General features: G+C 50.1%; 24 protein-coding genes and 2 riboswitches. Of the genes, 22 read left to right on the top strand and 2 right to left on the bottom strand.

The features are described from left to right. Positions 1-207 precede the first annotated feature (207 nt). From ACU70B_RS09860 to ACU70B_RS09810, 11 genes are all read left to right on the top strand, one after another. Positions 208-801, top strand: a complete 594-nt coding sequence (locus ACU70B_RS09860) for a nucleoside recognition domain-containing protein (RefSeq protein ID WP_447183373.1) — start codon at positions 208-210, stop codon at positions 799-801. Next, on the top strand, positions 802-1,338 hold the full coding sequence (locus ACU70B_RS09855) for a spore maturation protein (RefSeq protein WP_447183372.1): 537 nt from the start codon (positions 802-804) through the stop codon (positions 1,336-1,338). It begins immediately after the preceding gene. A gap of 101 nt (positions 1,339-1,439) precedes the next feature. Further along, positions 1,440-1,544: riboswitch (glycine riboswitch) on the top strand. A 479-nt stretch (positions 1,545-2,023) separates the two neighbouring features. Further along, positions 2,024-2,108: riboswitch (glycine riboswitch) on the top strand. Positions 2,109-2,163: 55 nt separating this feature from the next. Beyond that, positions 2,164-2,556 carry a GrdX family protein gene (locus ACU70B_RS09850; protein WP_447183371.1) on the top strand — a complete coding sequence of 131 codons (393 nt, stop codon included), beginning with the start codon at positions 2,164-2,166 and terminating at the stop codon, positions 2,554-2,556. A gap of 4 nt (positions 2,557-2,560) precedes the next feature. Then, positions 2,561-3,781, top strand: a complete 1,221-nt coding sequence (gene trxB, locus ACU70B_RS09845) for a thioredoxin-disulfide reductase (RefSeq protein ID WP_447183370.1) — start codon at positions 2,561-2,563, stop codon at positions 3,779-3,781. Between the two features lie 12 nt (positions 3,782-3,793). Then, complete coding sequence (trxA, locus tag ACU70B_RS09840) at positions 3,794-4,114, top strand: thioredoxin TrxA (RefSeq protein WP_447183369.1); 321 nt, start codon at positions 3,794-3,796, stop codon at positions 4,112-4,114. Between the two features lie 15 nt (positions 4,115-4,129). Then, positions 4,130-5,413, top strand: a complete 1,284-nt coding sequence (locus ACU70B_RS09835; RefSeq protein WP_447183368.1) for a glycine/sarcosine/betaine reductase component B subunit — start codon at positions 4,130-4,132, stop codon at positions 5,411-5,413. A gap of 94 nt (positions 5,414-5,507) precedes the next feature. After that, complete coding sequence (gene grdA, locus ACU70B_RS09830; RefSeq protein WP_447183367.1) at positions 5,508-5,972, top strand: glycine/sarcosine/betaine reductase complex selenoprotein A; 465 nt, start codon at positions 5,508-5,510, stop codon at positions 5,970-5,972. 20 nt (positions 5,973-5,992) lie between these two features. Further along, positions 5,993-7,300 carry a glycine reductase complex selenoprotein B gene (grdB, locus tag ACU70B_RS09825; RefSeq protein ID WP_447183366.1) on the top strand — a complete coding sequence of 436 codons (1,308 nt, stop codon included), beginning with the start codon at positions 5,993-5,995 and terminating at the stop codon, positions 7,298-7,300. A 139-nt stretch (positions 7,301-7,439) separates the two neighbouring features. Beyond that, positions 7,440-8,987, top strand: coding sequence for a glycine/sarcosine/betaine reductase complex component C subunit beta (grdC, locus tag ACU70B_RS09820; RefSeq protein WP_447183365.1), 1,548 nt, complete (start codon positions 7,440-7,442; stop codon positions 8,985-8,987). A gap of 7 nt (positions 8,988-8,994) precedes the next feature. Next, a complete protein-coding gene (grdD, locus tag ACU70B_RS09815; RefSeq protein WP_447183364.1) occupies positions 8,995-10,140 on the top strand; it encodes a glycine/sarcosine/betaine reductase complex component C subunit alpha in 1,146 nt (381 codons plus the stop codon). A 44-nt stretch (positions 10,141-10,184) separates the two neighbouring features. Then, positions 10,185-11,852 carry a formate--tetrahydrofolate ligase gene (locus ACU70B_RS09810; RefSeq protein ID WP_447183363.1) on the top strand — a complete coding sequence of 556 codons (1,668 nt, stop codon included), beginning with the start codon at positions 10,185-10,187 and terminating at the stop codon, positions 11,850-11,852. A gap of 153 nt (positions 11,853-12,005) precedes the next feature. On the opposite strand, the gene ACU70B_RS09805 is transcribed toward ACU70B_RS09810, so the two are convergent. Next, a complete protein-coding gene (locus ACU70B_RS09805; RefSeq protein ID WP_352400290.1) occupies positions 12,006-12,842 on the bottom strand; it encodes an aminotransferase class IV in 837 nt (278 codons plus the stop codon). A 236-nt stretch (positions 12,843-13,078) separates the two neighbouring features. On the opposite strand from ACU70B_RS09805, the gene ACU70B_RS09800 reads away from it, so the two are divergent. From ACU70B_RS09800 to ACU70B_RS09770, 7 genes are all read left to right on the top strand, one after another. After that, the gene (locus tag ACU70B_RS09800) at positions 13,079-13,486 is read left to right on the top strand and encodes a DUF1540 domain-containing protein (RefSeq protein ID WP_352400291.1); all 408 of its coding nucleotides are present in this window, start codon (positions 13,079-13,081) and stop codon (positions 13,484-13,486) included. Positions 13,487-13,555: 69 nt separating this feature from the next. Then, positions 13,556-14,962, top strand: a complete 1,407-nt coding sequence (gene gcvPA / locus ACU70B_RS09795) for an aminomethyl-transferring glycine dehydrogenase subunit GcvPA (protein WP_447183362.1) — start codon at positions 13,556-13,558, stop codon at positions 14,960-14,962. Between the two features lie 39 nt (positions 14,963-15,001). Further along, positions 15,002-16,564 (top strand): aminomethyl-transferring glycine dehydrogenase subunit GcvPB, encoded by a 1,563-nt coding sequence (gcvPB, locus tag ACU70B_RS09790; RefSeq protein ID WP_447183361.1) that lies wholly within the window; start codon positions 15,002-15,004, stop codon positions 16,562-16,564. 66 nt (positions 16,565-16,630) lie between these two features. After that, the gene (locus tag ACU70B_RS09785; protein WP_447183360.1) at positions 16,631-17,755 is read left to right on the top strand and encodes an ATP-NAD kinase family protein; all 1,125 of its coding nucleotides are present in this window, start codon (positions 16,631-16,633) and stop codon (positions 17,753-17,755) included. A gap of 106 nt (positions 17,756-17,861) precedes the next feature. Further along, positions 17,862-19,454 (top strand): APC family permease, encoded by a 1,593-nt coding sequence (locus ACU70B_RS09780; RefSeq protein ID WP_447183359.1) that lies wholly within the window; start codon positions 17,862-17,864, stop codon positions 19,452-19,454. A 30-nt stretch (positions 19,455-19,484) separates the two neighbouring features. Next, the gene (locus ACU70B_RS09775) at positions 19,485-20,423 is read left to right on the top strand and encodes a metallophosphoesterase family protein (RefSeq protein ID WP_447183358.1); all 939 of its coding nucleotides are present in this window, start codon (positions 19,485-19,487) and stop codon (positions 20,421-20,423) included. 124 nt (positions 20,424-20,547) lie between these two features. Continuing rightward, a complete protein-coding gene (locus ACU70B_RS09770) occupies positions 20,548-21,444 on the top strand; it encodes an acetamidase/formamidase family protein (protein WP_447183357.1) in 897 nt (298 codons plus the stop codon). Between the two features lie 50 nt (positions 21,445-21,494). Here ACU70B_RS09770 and folE read toward each other — a convergent pair whose 3' ends face one another. Then, positions 21,495-22,061 (bottom strand): GTP cyclohydrolase I FolE, encoded by a 567-nt coding sequence (gene folE / locus ACU70B_RS09765; RefSeq protein WP_447183356.1) that lies wholly within the window; start codon positions 22,059-22,061, stop codon positions 21,495-21,497. Between the two features lie 255 nt (positions 22,062-22,316). Between folE and ACU70B_RS09760 the strand changes: the two genes are divergently transcribed. Genes ACU70B_RS09760 through ACU70B_RS09745 form a run of 4 tightly spaced genes read left to right on the top strand, consistent with a single transcriptional unit; the run spans position 22,317 to position 24,983 of the window. After that, the gene (locus ACU70B_RS09760) at positions 22,317-23,039 is read left to right on the top strand and encodes a pseudouridine synthase (RefSeq protein ID WP_447183355.1); all 723 of its coding nucleotides are present in this window, start codon (positions 22,317-22,319) and stop codon (positions 23,037-23,039) included. Positions 23,040-23,043: 4 nt separating this feature from the next. Next, the gene (locus ACU70B_RS09755) at positions 23,044-23,601 is read left to right on the top strand and encodes a cob(I)yrinic acid a,c-diamide adenosyltransferase (protein WP_447183354.1); all 558 of its coding nucleotides are present in this window, start codon (positions 23,044-23,046) and stop codon (positions 23,599-23,601) included. After that, on the top strand, positions 23,601-24,527 hold the full coding sequence (locus ACU70B_RS09750; protein ID WP_447183353.1) for a nicotinate-nucleotide--dimethylbenzimidazole phosphoribosyltransferase: 927 nt from the start codon (positions 23,601-23,603) through the stop codon (positions 24,525-24,527). Before ACU70B_RS09755 ends, ACU70B_RS09750 begins: the two co-directional genes overlap by 1 nt. A gap of 21 nt (positions 24,528-24,548) precedes the next feature. Further along, positions 24,549-24,983: a hypothetical protein gene (locus ACU70B_RS09745; protein ID WP_447183352.1), complete on the top strand. Its 435-nt coding sequence runs from the start codon at positions 24,549-24,551 to the stop codon at positions 24,981-24,983. The last annotated feature ends 20 nt before the right edge of the window (positions 24,984-25,003 follow it).

Genomic DNA, 25,003 nt, shown 5'->3' with positions numbered 1-25,003 from the left:
GATGATCATTAGTCGGTTGCGTCAGTTCTGCCACAACCGAAGACCGGGCTTTTAGCAGCATTAATCGTACCCGCAGGCCACATCAGATGCCCCCGTAGGGGGGGAATATTGCTGACACCTCTTCCGCTCTCGCACACCTTTACGGGCGGTTCTATTTTTCTGCCGCCAGACATACCCTTCTACAAAGCTGATGCTGGAGGAATGGGTATGTTAAACGTAATCTGGCTGCTGCTGCTGGCTTCCGGGATTGTAGTAGCGGCTATAAATGGGAATATTGAGGTGGTTACCGAGGCAGCCCTGGGGTCGGCCCGGGGGGCGGTAAAAGTCTGCTTTGACCTTGTCGGGGTTATGGCCTTATGGCTGGGTATTATGAAAATCGCTGAAAAAGCGGGTATGGTCAAGGGAATAGCCCTGATAATGAAACCGATTATAAAACGCCTCTTTCCCAGCATACCTCCGGAGCATCCGGCTATGGGGGCGGTGATACTAAATATCAGCGCCAATATGCTGGGATTGGGCAATGCGGCTACGCCTTTTGGCATGAAGGCCATGCAAGAGCTACAGCAACTGAACGGACAGTCTGACGAGGCTTCCGAGGCCATGTGTACATTTCTGGCCCTTAATACCTCCTGTATTACTCTGGTACCAGCTACTATAGTAGGGGTACGGGTGTCGTTCGGCTCGGTAAACCCGACCGAAATAGTTGGGCCCTGTATCTTTGCCACCGCGGTTGCGATGACCATTGCCATATCGCTTGATTACTGGTTCCGTCGTTTCAGCCGCTGGCGGAGGATACCTTAGATGGCATTATCCCTGCTGGATACTGTCTCCCGCTGGGCCATTCCGGTTCTCCTCCTGGTTATACCCCTTCTGGGTTTTTTGCGTAAAGTGCCGGTTTATGAAGCTTTTGTCGAGGGAGCCGAGGAAGGGTTTGCTACGGCAGTTAAAATTATACCGTTTTTAGTAGGCATGATGGTAGCCATATCAGTCTTCCGGGCTTCCGGAGCCATGGAAGTCCTGGGCCAGGCTCTGCAACCGCTGACCGCACGGGCAGGCGTACCCTCGGAAGTCCTTCCCCTGGCCATTATGCGTCCGCTCTCGGGGAGCGGGGTACTGGGAATGGCCACCGAATTAATGAAAACCTATGGCCCGGATTCACTGATTGGCCGTATGGCTTCAGTTATGCAGGGTACAACCGATACCACCTTCTTTGTCCTGACCGTATATTTTGGTTCAATTGGCATTAAAAAATACCGGTATTCTGTAGTTACCGGACTAACCGCGGATATTACCGGGTTTATTGCCTCCGTATATATATGTAATTTAATATTTAAATAACTGATAGGAATGTAATTATAATCACGCTTGACATATAACCGGCAAGAGGGTATATTGACCACAGGGAATTGTTAAATACATCACAAACTTAATAGCTGTGTATGATGGATGCGGGAGAATGGGTTGTAACCCATACCGAAGGAGCAAGTTGTTCATCTACCCGGATGGACAATGAAACTTTCAGGTGACAGGACCGTATCCGGACAGACTCTGGAAAGTCTGACAAGACGCCGAAGGAGCAAACCTTTAAGGTGAATCTCTCAGGTAGATAGACAGAGCACGGGATAATATTAAAACCCGTGCTTTTTTGTTGCCGCAATCGGCCATGATGGCGAAGGGTTTTTCAGGGGGGGGATAAAAAAGCCTCTAAAAGGGAAAATAGTAAGCAACCAGTTTTTCAGGGGTCAGGGTAGAAAAAATATTGATTTTCGTTATTGATCATAGCTGATAATTACGATGGTAGTTGGGTAGGAGACTAGTAGCCGCAGGATATTTGGTATGGATATGGCAATCGCAACAGCAGATATAAGTTTGTTTAAACCAGACCCCGTACCCCTGATTGAAATGAAAAAAACTATAATTGGATGAAGGGTAGCGAGAGAGTGGAGCATTGATCCCGCCGAAGGAGCAAGTCGGGCACTTGTCCGGTCCTGATGAAACTCTCAGGTTTAAAAATATCGCACCTGGACAGATCTCTGGAAAGTCTATAATGACACCGAAGGAGCAAACCGTTGGGTGAATCTCTCAGGTAAGCAAACAGGGGACAAGGATAATCTTGATCGTCTGTTTTTTTATACCCTTTAGCAAAAATGGAGGATTTTAACAGTGGGTTTACGGCAGGTTTTAATAATAACTAATAACCCAATGGTAAAAAATACGAACAATGCGGAAATCTGCTTTGTCACCGGTGACTGCCGGCATGTTCTCTATCAGGCTTTCAATAAGGTGGCAATGGGCCACAGGCTTTTATCCCATCCGCTGGCAGGAAGCATTAAACCTGAAACTAATCCTTACCGTTCAGTAGTATTAAGCAGGCTCAAAACCGGTGTCGAATTATCAACCCTAGCTATGCTGGAAAGATGCCTGGAAAAAGTTGAAGCCGGGATCGGAAAGAGGGCAGCCGCCGGGAACGATTTATCTTTTGCCCAGGATTTCCAGATGATTGATAAAGAGTTATTGGAGGCCGCAATGCAATCACTAGGAGAAAGGCAGGTGTAGTGGTATGGAACAAATTTATGATTTGCTGGTTCTGGGAGGAGGCCCTGCCGGGCTGGCAGCAGGGATGTATGGCGCCCGGGCAAGAATGAAGACCGGCATTATCGAGAAAGGCAAACCCGGAGGTCAGGCAGCGACTACAGAAGATTTGGAGAACTACCCCGGATTCGGTCGGGGGACAACCGGACCTGGGCTGACTCAGGCCATGGCTGACCATGCGGCGTCATTTGGGGCCGAGTTTATCAAGGACACAATAGTATCACTGGATCTCAAATCTTCTCCCCAAAAAGTAATAGGCAAAAAGGGGGAATACCTGGGCAAAGCCGTAGTTTATGCCCTGGGAGCAGAACCCCGTATGCTCAAGGCGCCCGGTGAAGGAAAGCTGCGGGGAAAAGGGGTCAGCTATTGTGCCACCTGTGATGCCGATTTGTTTGAGGAGTTGGACGTAGCGGTGGTAGGCAGCGGTGATGCGGCTATCGAAGAAGCCGAGTACCTGAGTAAATTTGCCGACAGCGTAACCGTTATCGTGATCCATGAAGAGGGCAAGGTTGACGCCAATCAGGTCTCATTCGAACGTGCTCAGCAAAATCCCAAGTTGAAGTGGATATGGAACTCGATAGTTAAAAGTATCAATGGTGAAGAACTGGTGGAAAGCATAACCCTTAAGAACATAAAAACCGGGGAAGAAAGTGATTACCCGATCAACGGCGTGTTCATATTTATTGGAACCGTTCCCCTTACGGAAATCCTGGCCGGCCAGGTGGAACTAAACCAGCAGGGTTATGTTATCACTGATGAGAAAATGGCAACCAGCGCGGAGGGCGTTTTTGCCGCCGGTGATGTCAGAGCCAAATACCTGCGTCAGGTAGTCACTGCTGCCAGCGATGGTGCCATAGCAGCGGTGGCGGCCGAGAAGTATGTCCACGAAACGGAGCTCTGGGAAAAAGAAGTGCTGAAAGCACGGAAGCCGGTTCTGGTCGCTTATTACAACCCCACTGATATGAGCGGTACCGAAAAAGTTGGCATTGTTGACCGCTTTGTGCGGGAAAACAATGAGCGCTTCTCGCTGGTAAAAGTTGACGCCACCCGCAATGAATTGGTGGGCAGGCGCTATCACGTTGACCTTGACCATTTGCCCAAGCTTCATCTGTTTATTAACGGAGAAGTTAAAAAGGAAATGGATGATATCGGTGAAAACAGCCTTAAGGCTTTAATTAAATCATTATAAGGAGGTAGTAGCATGATCGAAGTCACCAAGGACAATTTTGATGCTGAAGTTCTAAATGCCCAGGGGATAGTAATGGTTGACTGGTGGGGGCCCAAATGTGAACGCTGCCTGGAACTGATGCCTCATGTAGAGGAGCTGGCCGGCAAATACCGGGACAAGATTAAGTTTTGTTCGGTTGACACCTCCGGAAACCGGCGCCTGGCTATCGGCCAAAAAGTTCTGGGGCTGCCTGCGATTCTCTTTTATCAAAATGGTCAAAAAATAGATGAAATATCCGGGCAGGAAATAGCCCCGGAGGATATTGAAGCCAAGCTGCAACAATACTCTAAATAGACAGGAGGGATATTCGTGCGATTGGAATTAGGTAATATCCTGGTGAAAGATGTCCAATTCGGGAGCAAGAGCGAAGTCAAAAATGGGGTCGTTTATGTAAACAAACAGGAATTAATGGATGCTCTAAAAGACGACCGCCTGGCCCAAATCGATATCGATATTGTGCGCCCCGGAGATTCGGTCAGAATCTGTCCGGTCAAAGATGTCCTGGAACCAAGGGTCAAAGTCGAAGGCAAGGGCCAGGTATTCCCCGGATTATTCGGCAACGCCGAGATGGTAGGGAGCGGCAAAACCCATGTTTTAAAAGGTATGACCGTTCTTACCGTAGGTAAAATAGTTGGTTTTCAGGAAGGGATTATTGACATGTCCGGGCCTGGGGCCGAGTATACTCCATTTTCCCGGACTATCAACCTGGTGGTCCTTTGCGATAAGGTGGATGGCCTGCCCCAGCATGAACATGAAGAAGCAGTCCGGATGGCAGGATTGAAGGCTACCCGTTATATTTCTCAATTGGCCAAGGACGTGACCCCTGATGAGACCGTAGCCTTTGAAACCAAGCCTCTGGTCCAGCAGATGGCAGAGTTCCCCGGATTGCCCAAAGTGGCTTACGTCTATATGCTGCAAACCCAGGGCCTGATGCATGACACTTATCTTTACGGTCTGGACGTAAAAAGGATTCTTCCCACTTTTCTATATCCTACCGAAGTTATGGATGGTGCGGTAATAAGCGGTAATTGTGTATCCGCCTGTGACAAAAACACCACCTATCATCATCTGAATAACCCGGTAATAGCCGACCTTTCGGCCCGGCACGGCAAAGACCTCAACTTTATCGGCGTGGTGGTAACCAATGAAAACGTTACTTTGCTGGACAAGGAACGCAGTTCCAATTTTACCGCCAAGCTGGTCGAGAGTCTGGGGGTAGAAGGGGTGATCATCAGTGAAGAGGGGTTCGGTAATCCCGATGCGGACCTCATTATGAACTGCAGGAAAATTGAAGCCCTGGGAATCAAAACCGTACTGGTAACCGATGAATACGCCGGGCGTGACGGCGCTTCCCAGTCTCTGGCCGATGGAAATCCGCTGGCCGATGCGGTGGTCAGCGGCGGCAACGCCAATGCTGTGATAGAGCTGCCCCCCATGGCCAAAGTTATTGGCTATACCGATGCGGTGGAAGTTATTGCCGGAGGTTTTGACGGGGCTTTGAAGAAAGATGGCTCCATTACGGTGGAAATCCAGGCCATTACCGGAGCTACCAATGAACTGGGGTTCAACCGTATGGGCGCGTTGGAGTTCTAGGCTTTTAGATGTCAACCCTTGGTGCGAATGACATACGAGCGGGATTTCATTTGTACTCACTGCGATCATAATCAAGCGAAAGGAAGGAATATTCATGGATAAAAATTTTTTTGCCGATAAGAAAATCTGTATTTTAGGAGACCGTGACGGCATTCCGGGGCCAGCCATAGCCGAATGCATGGCAACCATAGGGGGCGAAGTACTTTTCACCAGCACCGAATGCTTTGTTTGAACTGCAGCCGGGGCCATGGACATGGCCAATCAAGCTCGCATCAAAGAAACTGCTGAAAAATTCGGTTCTGACAAGGTAGTCGTTATCTTGGGCGGGGCGGAAGCGGAATCGGCCGGATTAACTGCTGAAACCGTAATTAACGGTGATCCCACCTATGCCGGGCCTCTGACTAATATAGCCCTGAAATTGCCGGTGTATCATATCTTTGAAATAAAAGATCTGGTTGCGCCCGAAGTCTATGACGCCCAGATCAGCATGATGGAAATGGTACTAGATGTCGATGCCATAAAAAATGAAATGGAGAGCATCAGGCAGCAGTTCAGTTAAGCAAAAAGGGGGAACGAAACATGACCAGTATAAGGGTTGTCCATTATCTGAACCAGTTTTTCGGTCAGATTGGCGGCGAAGAAAAAGCCGATATAGTCCCATTCAGCAAAGAAGGGCCGGTCGGGCCGGGAACTGCGCTAGCCAAAGCCCTGGAGGGCGACATGCAAATCGTTGGTACAGTAATCTGCGGTGACACCTATTTTAATGAAAACCTGGAAACCGCTACGGAGAAGGTAATTTCGCTGATAGCTGGTTTTAAGCCTGATTTACTGGTTGCGGGACCGGCATTTAATGCCGGCCGTTACGGTATGGCCTGCGGAGCGGTTTGTGCCGCCGTTCAGGAAAGACTGAAAATACCTGCGGTAACCGGTATGTATGAAGAGAACCCGGGCGCTGATATGTACAAGAAAGCGGTTTATATAGTAAAGACCGGAAATTCGGCGGCCCAGATGAGAACGGCCGTTCCGGCTCTGGCCCGGCTGGCCGGAAAGCTGGCCCGGGGGGAAGCGATGGGATCTCCCGCCGAGGAAGGGTATCTGGCCCGGGGTATTCGCAAAAACGTTTTCCATGAGCAGCGGGGCTCAGCCCGGGCAGTGGAAATGCTGCTAAAAAAATTAAAAGGTGAACCCTTTGCCACGGAATACCCTATGCCGGTATTTGACCGGGTAAGCCCCCGGCCTGCCGTCAAGGACTTGAGCAAGGCCAAGATAGCCCTGGTAACATCCGGAGGGATAGTTCCCAAGGGGAATCCCGACCGGATAGAATCTTCCAGTGCCTCCAAGTTTGGGCGTTATGACCTGAGCGGAATTAACGATCTGGATGAAAACACCTTTGAGACTGCCCATGGAGGCTATGATCCGGTCTACGCCAATCAGGACGCGGACCGGGTACTGCCGGTGGACGTTATGCGCCAGTTGGAAAAGGAAGGTGCCATAGGCCAGCTGCACAATATTTATTATGCCACGGTCGGCAACGGCACCTCGGTAGCCAATGCCAAGAAATATGCCCATGCCATTGGGGAAGAACTGAAACAGGAGAAGGTAGACGGGATAATCCTGACTTCCACCTGAGGCACCTGTACTCGTTGCGGTGCAACGATGGTAAAGGAACTGGAGGAAGTTGTAGACGTTCCGGTAGTTCATGTTTGTACGGTTGTCCCTATTTCCCTGACCGTGGGCGCCAACCGGATTGACCCGGCTGTTGCTATTCCTTATCCGCTGGGCAATCCCCAGTTGAACCGGAATGAAGAGTTTGCCCTGCGCCGGGGTATAGTGGAAAAAGCTCTGCAGGCACTAGCCACTGATGTCAGCGAGCAAACGGTATTTTAAAGCTTGATGATAGGCGCGGAAGGACGTGGAACCGGCAAGGATGAGGATAACCGGTCAAGGGTAGGCAGTGCTGCCGCATCCTATCCTTGCCGGTTCCGCGTTGTCCGCGCTTTCTAAACTTTAAAGGAGGGAGATATCATTGACTTTTCCGGTAATTAAAGCGGCGGGTTATATTCTGGTGCACGCCCCCAATATTATGATGGAGCATGGCACTACCATTACCATGGAGAAACAGAATAACCCTGATTCCAGCTATCTGCAAAACATAGAAAAAAAGGTCCGTGACTTTGACTCGGCGGTAAAGTATCCTCCCAATCAGGTATATATAGGCAATCTAACCCCGGAGGACCTGCGCCGGATACCTCAGCCCTGGTATGATAACCTGCTGGGGCAGGACAGACAAGGCAAATATGGTGAGATAATACCTGAAAGCGAATTTTATGCCGCCATGAAGATAGCGGACAGCTTTCAACTGGTAGAACTGGAAGAAGGATTTGCCGCCCGGATCAAGAATGCCCTGGCGGCAAAAAACATCTATAGCGAGAAACAACTGGCCCTGTTTGATCGGAGCAGCAGCCGCGACCATATAAAAGATTTGGTTTCCTCCGGCACGGCTGAAGGCTTGTATGATGGGGACCAACTGGTCGGATGTGTGCGCCGGGCCCATGAAAGCGACCCCAACCTCTCGGCCCATGTTATCTTCGAAAATCTGGTGGCCAAGGCCTCCGGGGTTCTGGCGGTAAAGAGCCTGCTGGGTAAAAACCGTCTGAATCCGGACGATATTGACTATATCATCGAAACCTCGGAAGAGGCTGTCGGTGACATGAATCAAAGAGGCGGCGGCAATCTGGCCAAGGCTATCGGTGAGGTAGCGGAGTGCATGAACGCCACCGGTATAGACATGCGGGGTTTTTGCGCCGGGCCGGCGCATGGGATACTGACCGCAGCGGCCCTGGTCCAGGCGGGTATTTTTAAAAACGTGGTGGTAATGGCCGGAGGGTCTTCCGCCAAGCTGGGGATGAACAGCCGCGACCACGTAGCTAAAGGCATGCCGGTGCTGGAAGATATGGTGGGCGGTTATGCCGTGCTGGTCGGTGAAAATGATGGCAAGAACCCGGTAATAAGAACTGATATTGTAGGCAAGCACAAAATTTCTTCCGGTTCTTCGCCCCAGGCGGTCATACAGGCCATCGTAGTTGACCCGCTGGAGAAGAACGGCCTCAAGATAACCGATGTGGACGTTTATGCACCTGAACTGCAGAACCCGGAAATTACCGCCCCGGCCGGCGCGGGCGACGTACCTCTGGCCAATTACAAAATGATCGGAGCCATGGCCGTTAAGCTTGGCGAGATTACCCGGGATAAATTGAACGACTTTACCTCTCAGCATGGTGTTACCGGATTTGCGCCCACCCAGGGGCATATCCCCTCGGGAGTTCCTCTCCTGGGTTATATTCGCGATTCCGTTCGGGACGGCAAAATGCAGCGGGCGATGATAATCGGCAAAGGAAGCCTGTTCCTGGGGCGAATGACCGATCTTTTCGACGGCGTCAGTTTTATCATAGAAGCTAACCCCGGGGTAGTTGAGACCGGAGGTATAGGTGATGCCGAGGAGTTTAAGCAGGAGATCAGAAATATGCTGGCTGATGCCATACAGGAATTAGCCAGGTCAGTGGCCGGGAGGTGACTTTCGGATGAACGTGATGTATAAGAAAATGGTCGGGGAAGTTCTGGATGAGACTATTGAGGTGCTGAGAACCGGTAAAACAAGTAAAAAAGTAAAGATCGGCCTGACCACTTGGGGCAGTGAGATTGCTCCCCGGGAACTGGTTGAGGGCGCCCGGCTGGCCATGAAAAGAGAGCCGGGACTGCAGGTAAGTATCATCGGCCCGGCTCCGGAATGTGATTTGCCTGTCTATCAGGCGGACACGGAAGACGAAGTCCATACCATGCTGGAGACACTGCTGGACGGCAAGGAATTGGACGGGGTAGTTACCATGCATTATCCTTTCCCTATCGGAGTGGCTACCATAGGCAAGGTTGTAACCCCGGCCCGGGGTAAAGAGATGTATATAGCCAGTACCACCGGAACGGCTGATACTGACCGCATTCAGGCCATGATCAAGAATGCGGTATATGGTATCGCCGCCGCCCGGGCTGATGGGATAACAAATCCTACCGTGGGCATTCTAAATGTAGACGGAGCCCGTCAGGTGGAAAGGTACCTCAATACTATGCAGGCAAACGGATATGAGTTTAGCTGGGGCGAGTCCCGGAGGGCAGACGGCGGACATGTCCTGAGGGGAAATGACCTCATCCTGGGGAGTGTTGATGTGGTAGTCTGTGATACCTTGACCGGCAATATTTTAATGAAGCTCTTCAGCTCTTTTAACAGCGGCGGGGATTATGAGACCGGAGGCTACGGATACGGGCCCGGTATAGGAGATAATTTTAACCGGCTGATATCAATAATATCCCGGGCTTCGGGTACCCCGGTGATAGCCAATGCACTGACCTATTGTGCTTCCATGGCAGACGGGGGTTTAAACAGAATAAGCCGGATGCAGATTCAAAAAGCAAAAGAGGCCGGCTGGCAAATGCCTGCCGCACCTAAAGCCGAAGCTGAAGCCAAAGAAGATATAGCTCCTCCGCCGGCCAAGGTTACCGGGGAACAAATCCCTGGCATTGATATCCTGGAGCTCGAAGAAGCCATGAAGTCGCTATGGAAAGAACAGGTTTTCGCCTCAACCGGTATGGGGTGTACCGGGCCGGTTATTCTTATCGCCGAAGAAGATAAATCAAAAGCCATACAAATTCTTAAGGCAAATCGATATTTATAGGTTAAAATAGAATCATTATCCAGAAGGAGGCGAACTATTTTTTCATGAAAAGCGATATCGAAATAGCCCAGGAAGCAAAGATGCTGCCTATAACTGAAGTGGCCCGGTCAGTAGGACTAAGCGAAGATGACATTGACCTCTATGGTAAATATAAGGCCAAGGTCTCCCTTGACGTCTGGCGCCGGCTGTCTGACACCCCTTCGGGCAAACTGGTTCTGGTGACAGCTATCACCCCGACCCCGGCAGGCGAAGGAAAGACTACTACCACCGTCGGTTTAGGACAGGCACTAAACCGGATAGGCAAAAAAACCATTATTGCTCTGCGGGAGCCCTCACTGGGGCCCAGCTTCGGCATAAAAGGCGGGGCTGCAGGCGGCGGTTATTCCCAGGTAGTGCCGATGGAGGATATCAACCTGCATTTTACCGGTGACATTCATGCTGTAACCACGGCCCATAACTTGCTGGCAGCGATGCTGGACAATCACCTGCACCAGGGTAATGCATTGAACATCGACCCGCGCCAGGTGGTTTTGCGTCGGGCCATGGACTTGAATGAAAGAGCATTGCGCAACATTGTCCTGGGGCTGGGCGGAAAAATTAACGGGGTTCCCCGTGAATCCGGTTTTGATATCACCGTGGCCTCGGAGGTCATGGCGGCCTTATGTCTGGCTACTGATCTAATGGACCTGAAGGAACGATTTAAGCGCATAGTGGTGGCTTATACCTATGATGGCCGCCCGGTAACGGCTGACGACCTCAAGGCAGCCGGTTCCATGGCTCTGCTCATGAAGGATGCCATAAAGCCAAATCTGGTACAGACCCTGGAAAACACCCCGGCATTTGTCCATGGCGGTCCTTTTGCCAACATTGCCCACGGAGCCAACAGTATTATGGCTACCCGCATCGGCATGAAACTGGCTGATTATATGATAACCGAGGCCGGTTTCGGCGCCGACCTGGGAGCGGAAAAATTCTTCAATATAGTATGCCGCTACGGTCAGATGCAGCCGGCGGCAGTGGTTCTGGTAGCTACCATCAGAGCTCTCAAGAACCATGGCGGAGTAGCCAAGGACAAATTGGGAGAAAAGAATATGGCGGCCCTGGAAAAGGGTATTGAAAACCTTATAAAGCAGCTGGAAAATATTCAGAAATTCGGACTGCCGGTAGTGGTAGCGCTAAACGAATTTCCCACCGATACCAGGGAAGAGGTTGATTTTGTCATCGACCAATGCGCCGCCATGGGAGCGGATGTCGCTCTCTCCCGGGTATGGGCCGAAGGCGGCGCCGGCGGTGAAGAATTGGCTCAAAAAGTGGTGGCAGCGGCTGAAAAGCCTTCCGCTTTCAAATTCCTGTATGAGTTGGAGCAGCCGCTCAAGGCCAAAATCGAAACTGTTTGCCGGGAAATCTATGGTGCTGATGGAGTCAGTTATACTGCTGAGGCAAGTCGCCTGCTGCAGAAGTTTGAAGATTTAGGTTACGGCAGCCTGCCGGTATGCATGGCCAAAACTCAATACTCCCTTTCCGACGATCCGGACAAGAAAGGGCGTCCCCGCGACTTTACCGTCAACGTTAAAGAAGTGCGCTTATCGGCCGGAGCGGGATTCGTGGTGGCCCTAACCGGCACCATCATGACCATGCCCGGCTTGGGCAAGACCCCGGCAGCCGAGAAAATCGATATCAAACCCAACGGCGAAATCGTGGGCCTATTTTAATCACAAAAAAGAGGCTGGGAAAAGCAATCTTTCCAGCCTCTTTTTTATTGGTCGCAGATTGGCGTAGATTTGACCCCGGTTTCTGATGCTCGCTATACTCGCAATTAAGGTTGCCCGTATTTCATTTAATCCCGAAAATATATGGATACTGGTTTACTTTACCTGATGGCTTTTAATGTAGTCATCGATGATGGCGTCATACCCGGCCATAATATCCCGGATAATCTTATTGCTGCCGGAATTGATACGCTGGTCGTCGACCTGGCTTACCGGCAGTACCTTGGGGGAAGTGCCGGATATGAAGATGGCGTCCATGTTGAGCATTTCTTTAAGGCTTATCTCTTTTTCCGCCACCCGATAGCCCCGGTTGCGGCAGGCGGCAAAGACCATCTGCCGGGTTATTCCTTTTAATACCTTGTCGGCCGGAGCCGTATATACAATATCTCCTTTAAGCATGAATAAATTTGACCTCCCCCCCTCACTTACGTTGCCCTGGCGATCTGTCAGCAATGCCTCATAAGACCCGCTCTCACGTATGGCGTCGTCGACCACGCGGCGATATTCGGCCCGGTCTACCTTGGCATTGGGATTGGGCCGTTCTACCTGAACCAGAACTGTTTTTACCCCATTTTGATAATCGCTCTTAGAGGGGTAACTGTGCTCGACAAAATAAGCATAAAAATCGGCCGCTGCACCCGAGGGCGGATAATTGACCACTATCTTGACATTACCGGTATCTGCCTGATTGCTGGAAATCAAATCATGCAGACGTTTCCGGATAGCGTCGTCATCAAGGGGCAAAGTCAGCCTGGTTAGCTGAGCGGTGTGCTTTAACCTTTCCAGGTGTTGCTCAAAAAACAGCGGTATTCCCTGAATTACCCTCAAAACCTCATACAGGGAAATGCCGTGCTCAATAAAATCGGCCGGTAAATCTTGCTGTTCCATTATCTGGTCATTCTTTACCCAATGTTTCTGGTAGGAAATTTCCATCGTAAATACCTCCATTTTTTACTTTCTAACTAGCTTTTCCCGCCCCGATGAGATTATTTATCTCGGCAAAGCAAATACAATACCATTTTATGCCAAGAATAGTCTCGAGAATTAAGAAAATACTAACTATTGATATATTCTGGAAGGAAGTGATTACTACAGTACAATCAAGGTTAAATTAAAATTTTCTGCCAAAAGGCGCTTTTAAAGAAATTATACAAAAAGGAGGCTAAATTGTGGATAAAACCAGTACCACCTGTAAAGTTAAGAGTTGTGCCTTTCATCATCCGGACGACCTTTGTGCGGCAGGTGAGATTCAGGTAGAAAACAGCAGTCATGCAGCAGTGTGCGATACCTTTTATCCCCGCGATGTAAACAAACAATTTGTAAGCGGCAAAGACGTGCAGGCGGGAACAGACCTGCGTGACTCGGTAATGGCAGATGATAATCTGGGGATCAATGCTGCCGACTCCAGTCATATTTATGAAAGCGGTGCCAGCAACCTTACCCCGCTGGTAGCCTGTAATGCAGATGATTGTAAGTACTGGGGGCATGACGTCTGCAGGGCGGAAGAGATTACTATAGATGGGCCAGCCGCTGCCATTTCCGGTGACACCCGGTGCAAAACCTATGACCCGGAATAAAGGGGCTGGTGGCCTACCTCCTGAGAACCCTGATTTTGTACCAAGAAGCATATGAATGGAGGAATCAGAATGCATAAAAAGCCGATTGTTTACCCTTATATACCCAACTCGGTTCCGGAGATAAAGGCGCAGATGATGAAGGAAGTCGGCGTAACCGAGCCGATGCAGCTTTATGAGGAGATTCCGGAGCATCTGAAATACAAGCAGCAAATGCAGCTGCCGGAACCAATCCTGGACGAATACTCAATTCGCCGGCATACCGATGAAATCTTAAGCAAGAATAAGACCTGTGACGAATACCTTTGCTTCCTGGGCGCGGGCTGTGCCCAGCATTTTGTCCCCGCGGTTTGTGATGAAATAAATGGCCGGGGCGAATTCCTGACCGCATATGTAGGTGAGTCAATGGGCGACCATGGCAAGTGGCAGGCCCTGTTCGAATACTGCAGCCTCATGGGCGAGCTGATGGATATGGATGTGCTCAGTATTCCCATGTATGATGGAGGTCAGGCAGCTTCCAGTTCCCTGCGTATGGCCAACCGTATCAACGGCCGTAAAAAAGTCTTGCTGCCGGCGACCATGAATCCGGAGATATCCATGATAGTGGAGAACTATCTGAGTTCCGTACCGCAAGCGGAAATTCAGATAGTGAAAATAGGTTTTGATGGGAATACCGGGTTGCTGGATCTTAATGAGCTGAAAAAGAACATGTCCACCGACGTAGCGGCGGTCTTTATTGAAAATCCCTCCTATTTGGGATTTATTGAGACCCAGGCGGAGGAAATCGGTAAAATTGCCCGGCAAGCGGGGGCCGAATTTATTGTCTATACCGACCCGATATCTCTGGGAGTAATGGAGGCGCCCGCTAATTATGGAGCCACCATCGCTTGCGGAGACTATCATCCGTTAGGTTTGCACCTTGGTGCCGGAGGCTGCCAGGGCGGGTTTATTGCTACCCATGATGATATGAAGTATGTTTCCGAATTCAAGGATCTTATGTTCGGCCTGACTGACACCATGCAGGAGGGCGAGTGGGGATTCGGCGAGGTTCTGTTTGACCGCACCTCCTATGGTTCCCGGGACAAAGGTAAGGAGTTCACCGGAACCAGTACCGGGCTCTGGGCTATAACTGCCGGAGTGTACCTGTCCCTGATGGGACCTAAAGGAATGCAGGAAGTAGGGACCACTATAATGCAGAATTCCCAGTACGCCGCCAAAAAGATGGCCGAACTGCCCGGGGTTAAAATTCAGATGTCCTCTCCTTTCTTTAAGGAATTTGTAGTTAATTTTGACATGACCGGCAAGTCGGTAGCTCAGATAAATAAACATTTGCTGGAGTTTAAAATATTTGGCGGCAAGGATTTGTCCCGAGACTTTCCTCAGTTTGGTCAGAGTGCCCTTTACTGTGTGACCGAGGTGCATCAACATAAAGACCTGGATAAACTGGTCTACGCTCTGCAGGGGGCTGTCTCCTGTTAACGTTATAAACCAATCAACAAGGAAAGGACTGAGATATAAATGGCTAGAAGAAAGAAACTGCTTAGAGATAATTACCATCAGGCAAGATGGGATGAGCCTATCATATTTGAGATGAGCGTTCCCGGTGAAAGGGGCGTATTGGTTCCCGTGGCCTGTGAAGCCGTTGCCGGTCAGGTCGGGGACGGAGTTTCATCCATACCGGCAGGTTTGCGGCGCAAAAAGGCGCCGGCTCTTCCGGAAGTAAACCAGATGCGCGTAAACCGCCATTATTACCACCTTTCCCAAGAAACCTTGGGGACTGATGTAACCCTGGGCATAAGCGAAGGCACCTGCACCATGAAATACAGCCCCAAGGTACAGGAGCATATGGCTGCCCGCCACCCCGGAATCGTTAATGTCCACCCTCTGCAAAATCCCGAAACCATGCAGGGTATTTTGGAGATTTACTATAAAGTGGAACAGTTCCTCAAAGAAATTTCCGGCATGGATGCATTCAGTTTGCAGCCCGGCGGGGGGGCTCATGGGGTATATGCCAACGCCTCCATGATCAGGGCGTATCACCGCGCCCGCGGAGACAGCAATAGAACCGAGATAATCACTACCATGTTCTCCCACCCCTGTGATGCGGCTACACCGAATACGGCCGGATTCAAGGTAATAACCCTGATGCCGGATGAAAACGGGTACCCTGATCTGGAGGCCATGAAAGCAGCCCTGTCAAATCGTACTGCCGGAATAATGATAACCAATCCTGAAGATACCGGCATCTACAATCCCAGAATCGAAGAGTATGTAAAAGCAGCTCATGCGGTGGGCGCCCTGTGTTCTTATGACCAGGCCAATGCCAATGGAATGTTGGGTATCCATCGCGCCCGGGAAGCCGGCTTCGACCTGGTCCATTTCAATCTCCATAAAACCTTTTCCGCCCCCCACGGCAGCATGGGCCCGGCAACCGGTGCTATCGGAGTCAAAGAATTCCTCAAGCCCTACCTGCCGGTGCCGCGGGTGGAATTTGACGGCCAGAAATATATGCTTAACTCCAACTACCCTGAATCCATTGGCAAGGTGAGAAGCTACTTCGGCAATACCAACGTAGTTCTCAAAACCTACATGTGGATCATGCAGCTTGGAGCTGAAGGCTTAAAGGAAGCAGCCATATGTTCGGTGTTGAACAACCAGTATTTTATGAAAAAGATTGCGGCCATACCGGGCGTGGTTATCTGGTATGCCAAGGGTAAGCGGCGTCTGGAGCAAGTACGCTATTCCTGGGAAAAACTCAAACAGGATACCGGCGTAGGCACCGACGATGTCAACAAGCGTATCGTAGACTTCGGTATTGAGCATTACTGGACCTCACATCATCCCTGGGTGGTACCCGAACCTTTTACCCTGGAACCATGCGATTCCTACAACAAGGAAGATTTGGATGAATATGTGGAGGCCCTGGCCCGGATTTCCAAGGAAGCCTATGAAGACGCGCACTTCGTAAAGAATGCTCCGTACAAGGCTGCTTCTCATCGACCTACCCATGAGGCCATAGATGATGCCGATTTAATTGCTGTTACTTGGAGGCAGTACCTTAAGAAAAAGGGACGCAAATAGATTCCTGCAGCCATCCCTGCCCCCGGGCAGGGATGGGACTAAATAAAAGAGCGGTGATATTAAAGGATGAAAAAACTGGGGGTAATTGTTAATCCGGTAGCCGGCATGGGAGGCAGGGTCGGATTAAAAGGCAGTGATGGGATCGAAATACTAAGGAAAGCCCGGGAGTTGGGAGCCCGGCCGGAGTCTCCCCGCCGGGCGGTAGAAGCATTGAAGATTATCGCCGGGATAAAGGAAGCGATAGAAGTACTGGCCTATCCGGAGGAAATGGGAGCCAATGAATGCCGTGAGGCCGGTCTGAACCCGGAAGTTATCGGAAATATCGAAAGCGGCGCCACCGGTCCGGAAGACACTATGGAAGCTGCCCGCCAGATGGCTGACCGGGGAGTCGACCTGATCCTGTTTGCCGGCGGAGACGGAACGGCGCGAAATATCTATACCGCCATAGGCCCTGGGATTCCGGTGCTGGGAATCCCGGCGGGGGTAAAAATCCATTCTGCCGTTTATGCAATCAACCCCCGCAGTGCAGGAGAAGTAGCCAGTCTTTACCTGCAGAACAAAGTGCTTGATCTGCGTGAGGCAGAGGTAATGGATATCGATGAGGACGCTTTCCGGGAGGGGCGGGTCAATGCCCGGCTCTATGGTTATCTTAAGGTGCCGGTGGAACGAAGGGTACAGAGCGTGAAATCAGGCGCCCGTTCCGAACAGTCTGAAGTAGAGGGTATGGCGGCAGATGTGATCAGCAATATGGAGCCGGACGCCCTCTATATAATCGGCCCCGGCACCACCACCCGCAGCATCATGAAGCAGCTGGGGTTAAAAAACACCCTGCTGGGAGTGGATGTGGTGCTTAATCGGGAACTGATAGCCGGCGATGTGGGTGAAAACCAGCTCTTTAAACTGGTTGACCAGCACCGGGGCGGGAGCCGGATTGTAGTTACGGCTATAGGCGGACAGGGACATGTTTTCGGGCGCGGTAATCAGCAGATAAGCCCGCGGATAATCCGGCTGGCAGGAAAAAACAATATTATCGTGGTGGCCAGCCGGGATAAACTGGTAGCCTTGCAGCCCCACCCCTTACTGGTCGATACCGGCGACCCCGACCTGGACCAGGAATTAAGCGGCTATATACGGGTGGTTACCGGATGGGAAGATAGCATTATGTACCGCATAAGCAATGATGCCGATTGATGATACCAAGAATCATGAATGCGCATTTCAGGTTTTTTAAAATCAGTTTCACCAGGCTAAACCGGCGTATTTGCATTATTTAACAGTACTAAAGGAGTGATATTACTTGGCAAGAGGCTTAGAACTTTTTCAACAGAGCGCGGTAGGTTTTACCCGGCAAATAAGCCCTTATGATACCCTGGTCTATTCCACCGTCAATCCGGGTCTGATGTACGCTCTGGTTTACCTGATGTGGGCTCCGTTTCTGTATCCTGGCGGACATATGCCCTGGGCCATACTGACGGTATCGCAGATGTTTGTTATCGCAGGTCTTTACTGGCTGCTTTCGGTGGCCATGCCCCGGCAGGGTGGTGAATACATCTATATCAGCCGCATACTGCATCCGGCTTTGGGGCTGATGTCGAGTTTCATGATATCTTTTACCGCCATATCCTGGACCGGCGTATGTTCCGACTGGGCCCTGAAATATGCTTTGGTAGAATTTTTTGCTTCCATGGGTATTGTCAGCGGGAATCAGACCTGGTTCCAGTGGGCATCAATATTAAACGCACCCAATGTGCGGGCCGTGCTGGGTACCATCATGATATTAATCATCTGGGTGGTGTTCTACAAAGGCAGTCGGGCGATGATGAAAATGTCCTGGATGGCTTTGATCGGTACCGGTATCGGAGCCTTAACCTTTATCGTTGCAGCTCTCATGGCTGACCCCGGAACATTTGCGGCCAACTTCACCCGCCTGACAGGTTTGAACTACAACCAAGTCATACCCCTGGCCGTTCAGGCCGGGCACCCAACCAAATTTCTTTTTGGCGCCACATTGATGGCCGGTTCTACTTATATTATTCTTAACACTTTAGGCGCTACATTCGGCGCCAACCTGGCAGGAGAGGTTCGCAGCGTGCAAAAGTCACAGCTGCTGGCCATGTTTGGTTCATTGGCTCTTTTAATGAGTGCCTGGGCCATATTCTACGGGCTGAGCTATAAAATTTTCGGCAGCCTGTGGACCAATGCCCTGATGTACCTGGCGGGAACCGGAAACCCGGCTTATCCCTTTGGTCAGTACGAACCGTTTGCAACCATACTGCTGGGTATCCTGACCCAGAGTCCGGTGTTTATTCTTCTGATTGCCATAGCCTTTTTTATGGCTACCTATGGCTCCTGTGCCGGAATGAGCTTCGGCCCCAGCCGTAACATCTATGCCTGGGGATTCGACCGCCTGGTACCGGCGAAGGTATCGGAGATAGACCCCAAATCAGGTTCCCCGGTTATTGCTTCAACCATTGCGCTGGTGGTGGCCGAACTTTTCCTGCTGCTGGACGTTTATGTACCAGCCTGGACCGCCTATATCGGTTATACTATCTTCACCTGGTTTCTGGCCTGGATATTGCTGGGCATATCCGGTATAGTATTTCCTTACCGCAGAAAACTGCTGTTCGATTCGGCCCCTCCGGTGGTACGGGGACGGTTCCTGGGATTACCGGTGGTGACCTGGCTGGGTATTCTGACCACTATCATCAGCGTATCCATCTGTTCTTACCTGCTGATACCCTTCTTCAAGGGGGATATGCCCTATACCATGATAGTGATGTCCATTATACTGCTGGTTTTGCCGTTGATAATATACTATCTATCCAAGGGCTCCTATGCCAGACAGGGTATAAATATAGACATTCAGTTCCTGGAAATACCTTCGGACTAGGTCAAACTTAAAATTAAGGAGTGAACCGTCTTGAAGATTTTTTACGCAAGCGATACCCATGCGGCCGAGAGCACATTCCGTAAATTTACCAATGCCGGACCGTTTTACAAAGCGGATTTGGTCATATACGGGGGAGACTTTGTGGGCAAGGCAGTAGTCCCTATAATAAAGACCAAGGAGGGTGTTTACGAGGCCACTTACTATGGTTCGACCGTGCGAATCAAGGATGAAAGGGAGCTTCCGGATTTACAGAAAACTCTTCGCGATGCCGGCTTTTATTGGGTGATGCTGAGTGAGGAAGAACTTGAGCGAATCGAAGAAAGCGATGTGGAGCGTATCACCAAGGAACTGCAGATTAAACAGATGGAAGAGTGGGCCAAGCTCATGGATGAGCGCTTTAAGAAAAATAACATTCCCTGTGTGGTTACGCCCGGCAATGATGACCCGTTTTACATTGATGAACAACTGGGCAAGATGGAATATGTCAAAAATGGTGATGGTAAGGTATTGGAAGTAAGCGGATTGGAGATATTGTCCCTGAGCTATGGTCACCCCACTATTTTTAAATATCCCCGGGATATCAGTGAAGAGGAGCTGACCCAAAAAATTGACGACCTGGCGTCCCAGGTCAAGAACATGGACCGGTGTATCTTTAATATTCATGTCCCCCCCAGGGATACTGATTTGGACCAGGATACCCTTTATGACGAGGATCTTAATCCGATTTTGGACGGCGATTCGCTGGCTACCGGTCCGGTAGGCAGTAAAGCCGTAGCTGAGGCCATTAAAAAGTATCAGCCTATATTAAGTTTGCACGGACATGTGCATCCCAGTCGCGGTATCAGCAAGATAGGCCGCACCACCTGTGTAAATCCGGGCAGCAATTACGACGAAATCCAGTTGCGCGGCTGTTTAATCGATATCGATGACAAAGGTAATGTCGATACCCCTACTTTAACCTCCGGTTAGGCAGTATCCCTTTGAACCCGCCGCCGCTGCAGATATTGGCGGGTTCAAGCTTCCCGATAAAGCTGCAGGCGATATGCAAAACCCGTATTCACCTGTAGCTGATGAAATAGGAAGGTGAACTTCGATGTTAACTGTAAACGATGATCAGGTAGTCTACAGTATGGGCCCCAAGAACTTTCCGGTGGCAGAAGTCAATTCCGGCGAGACTCTGATGTTCATGACCAAAGATTGCTTCAGCAACCAGATAAAAAGCGAAGGAGACCTGTTCGAATCGGTAGGATGGGCTACTATCAATCCGGCTACCGGCCCGGTTGCCGTCAAGGGCGCCAAACCTGGTGATACTCTGGCAGTGCATATCCGGGATATTGAGACAGCCGAGCAGGGGTGCATGGTAACTGTGCCAGAAATGGGGGCGGCCGGTGATATAATCAGGGTCAGCGAAACCAAGATTATAAATATCACTGATGGCAGGGCCCGGTTCAGTGATAAGATATCGATTCCGGTCGACCCCATGATTGGCGTTATCGGAACCGCACCGGAAAAAGAGGATATCCCCTGCGGCACCCCGGGGCGCCATGGGGGAAATATGGATACTCGTCTGATAAAGAAGGGGAACACTATTTACCTGCCCGTATTCGTTGATGGCGCTTTGCTGGCAATGGGGGATCTGCACGCGGTAATGGGTGATGGCGAAGTTTCGGTTACCGGTCTGGAGATACCCGGAAAAGTGACGGTGAAAGTTGACCTTATAAAAGAAAAATCCGAACCCTGGCCGGTGCTGGAAAGCGACGATTACTGGTATGTTATAGCCTCAGGAGAAGACCTGGACGCCGCCGCCGATCTGGCTTTAAAGGCTATGCTTGAATTTCTGGGCAAAAGAACCGATTTGAGCCTTAACGACAGAATCTCTTTATTGAGCGCCTGTGGCAATATGGAAATCAGTCAGATAGTAGACCCTTTAAAAACCATCCGTTTTGGTATAAGCAAAACCATCATGAAAAACTACGATCTCAGGTTTTGAATTAACTTGTGAAAAGATTGAGCCAAGGGAATTCCCTTGACTCAATCACTTTAGCGCATAATCAAGGAAAACAGTTCGGCTCTGGTTTCCGAACGGGTTTCGAACAGGCCGCGTACGGCTGAAGTCACTGTGGTTGAGCCCGGCTTTTTAATACCCCGCATGGTCATGCACATATGCTCGGCTTCAATAACTACACCTACTCCAAAGGGCTTCAGGTTTTCGTTGATGCAGTCCGCTATTTGCGAAGTTAACCTTTCCTGCAACTGGGGGCGGCGGGCATAAGTTTCAGCTACCCGGGCCAGCTTGCTGATGCCTACCACCTTGCCTCCACGGGGAATATAGGCTACATGGGCTTTGCCATAGAAGGGAAGCAGGTGGTGCTCGCAAAGCGAGTAGATGGGTATGTCCCTGACCAGTACCAGTTCATCATGGAATTCGGTGAAAGATACCTGCAGGAACTCACGAGGTTCGACATTAATGCCTGCAAAAATCTCTTCATACATATTAGCCACCCGGCGCGGCGTTCCCTGCAGCCCTTCCCGCTCCACATCCTCGCCGATAGCTTCCAGTATTAAAGTAACTGCCCGTTCAATCTTCTCTTTATCCAGATTGTTCATGTTAAGCCTCCGTTTTCAAAAATCCTATGCTACAAAGCAATAATAGCACAGAAACAAATTGTTTGACCGGTTTTGCAATAAGTCTACATAATCTATAATCTCTAAATTATCTTTTTTTATCAAAAGGGGAAAAAGCCTGTTATGTTGAATAATAAGCCATAAATAAGGAATTATAAAATAATATTTTAACACAGAGCTTCAAACGCTGTAACTTTTCGCAGCATAACCCAATATAGATTCTAAAGAGGTAATAAATTGAGACTGGCAAAATATTTGGCCGATGCAGGAATTGCTTCCAGGCGTAAAGCCGAGGAATTGATAATTCAGGGTCGGGTCAGGGTGAATGGGGCACCGGCGCTGGAAAAGGGATACACAATTGTGCCCGGTGTGGACCAAGTCGAGTTTGACGGTCGTTTGATTGAAAAAGAAGAAAGCATATACATATTGCTGAACAAGCCTGCCGGCTGTATCAGCAGCGTATATGACCCTCAGGGCCGGCCTACGGTATTGGCTCTCCTAAAGGATGTGACCCAGCGGGTTTATCCCGTAGGAAGGCTGGATTATGATACCGAAGGTATTTTGCTTCTGAGTAACGATGGGGAATTTTCCAACCTGATGATGCATCCCCGCTATGAGACGACCAAGACCTATCAGGCGTTGGTACGCGGAATCCCCGGGGAAAAGGCCCTAACGACGCTTCGCCAAGGTATGGAGCTTGAAGATGGCCGCACCGCACCTGCAGAGGTGCAGGTCTTAAACCAATATGAAGACAGAGCCCGGCTGGAAATAAAAATCCATGAAGGCAGAAAGCGGCAGGTGAAAAGAATGTGTGCGGCAGTTGGACACCCGCTGATTGAACTGAAAAGGACAGCCATAGAAAATTTGACCCTGCGCGGGGTCGCCCCAGGTGAATATCGCTTTTTGAGCCCCGGGGAGGTACAAAGCTTGAAAGATAAGGCTTTGCGCCATAGGAGGTAAAGGTGTGCTTCTAATCTTTACGGGCAATGGTAAGGGAAAAACCAGCAGTGCCGTCGGTATTGCCTTAAGGGCATGGGGCCAGGGCAAGCGGGTACTGTTTGTCAGCTTCTTGAAAGGAAACAATAGAGCCGGTGAGTTTAAAGCTATACGCTGCCTTAATACCCCTTTCTTCAAAGTATATTCTTTTGGCCGTGAATGCCCTTATTCGGAAGCAGATTGTTGCCCGGGTAAGCGGGAGTGCATAGTTTACGGGGATAATATCAGTGCCGGGGACTATCAAAGGGTGCAGCAGGGATTGGACCTGGTGGGAAGAGAAATGGCTGCCGGTGATTGGGATTTGATTGTGCTGGACGAGATGGTAAATGTATTTAACCTTTTTCCAGCCTGCCGGGAAACGATTCTTAAGCTTATGAACGGCAGAAAACCAGGGATGGACATGGTTTTAACCGGCAGGAACTGTTCTCCTGAACTTGCTGCCCAGGCGGATCTGATTAGCGAACTGGTTGCCGTCAGACATCCTTTCAGCCGGGGCTCAAAGGCGAAAAGGGGCATAGATTATTAATGGACAGTATACCCAGATGGACGGCAATGGGCCGCATAGCGGGCTGGCATAAAAAATTGGAGTCCCTGGGATGCAGTTGCAATAACGGTATTTTAATCCTTTTCGCCGGCGACAATGGAATCAGTCATGAACATACCGGCAGCTACCAGCCTATGCAATCGGCCCTTATAGTAAAGGAACACCTTGAAGGCAGGTCGCCGGCGACCAGACTGCTCAAGCAGGCGGGCAGCAGCGAAGTTATTATAGATGTCGGGCTGGCAAGTCCGGTGGCTGATGGCCGCGTAATAGATTGCAATATTCGCAGAGGGAGCAGGAACTTCCTGTATGAAGACGCCTTACAGGAAGCGGAAGTCCTTAGCGCGCTCGAAGCAGGCGCACAACTGTGGGATGAAATTGCAGGCACGAATTTTGATATAATATTAGTAGGAGAAATTGGGGTTTCAGATACCCTCTGTGCAGCAGCCGTTGCCAGTTCTGTGACCGGTATAAATCCCGTTCATCTGACCGGGAAAGGTTCCGGGGACAGTAAAGTAATAGAAAAAAAAGTCGATATTATATCCAGAGCGATGGCATTGAGAAGGCCTCAGCCGGACAGTGTGGCCGATATCCTGATGAGGTTCGGCGGGTTGGAGATAGCAGCGTTAACCGGGTTTATTACCCGGGTCAGGGAAAAGAGAATTCCAATCATATTGGATGGGTATGTTACTGCGGTAGCGGCTTTGCTGGCCAGCTGCATTGATTCCAGCTTAGGTGAATACCTTCTGGCACCCAGCCTATCCGATCAGACCGGGCACCGCTTAATAATAGAACGATTGGGCCTGGAGTTTCTGTTTGATATGGATATTAACTATGGGGAAGGGTTGGCAGCAGTTCTGGGGCTCCATCTGGCACGGCTGATAAAAAGCGCTTTGCCGGAAGATAAATAAAATATGATGGGGGAGGAACCATTGAACGGGTTAAGATTAAGGGTTCGCTTTGATTATATGGGGAGGGCAAAGTCCGGGAAAAAATTCTTCGGCAGCAAGGGTGTTGAACAGATAGCTGAAGAAATGAGACAGCATAAAGTCTCGCAGATACGCAATATACCCATTCAGGGAATACATATTGAAGACATTGACATGAGCCAGGAAGTGTATTCGGTGATCGATGAAATCACCGGCAGGGAAATGTGCTATGCCCCGGTTATTATTGTGTTTGGCGCCGATTCGCTGGAAGACGTAATACATTTTATAATGAAAGAGGAATTCCGTACGGTGGAAATACTTCAGCCTGACCAGCTCACATTTTCCAAACTGGAAATGGAACGTTTACTGTTAAGGGTTAATGAACAGCTTATCAGCTATCGCCATTATCTGGAGCGCAAGATCGATAACTGGAAGTAAGTACAAGGGAGGGTTTGCTA

This window comes from Syntrophomonas curvata (assembly GCF_052976825.1).
Note: the sequence above shows the minus strand (reverse complement) of the source record. Positions and strands in the feature narration are given on the sequence as shown.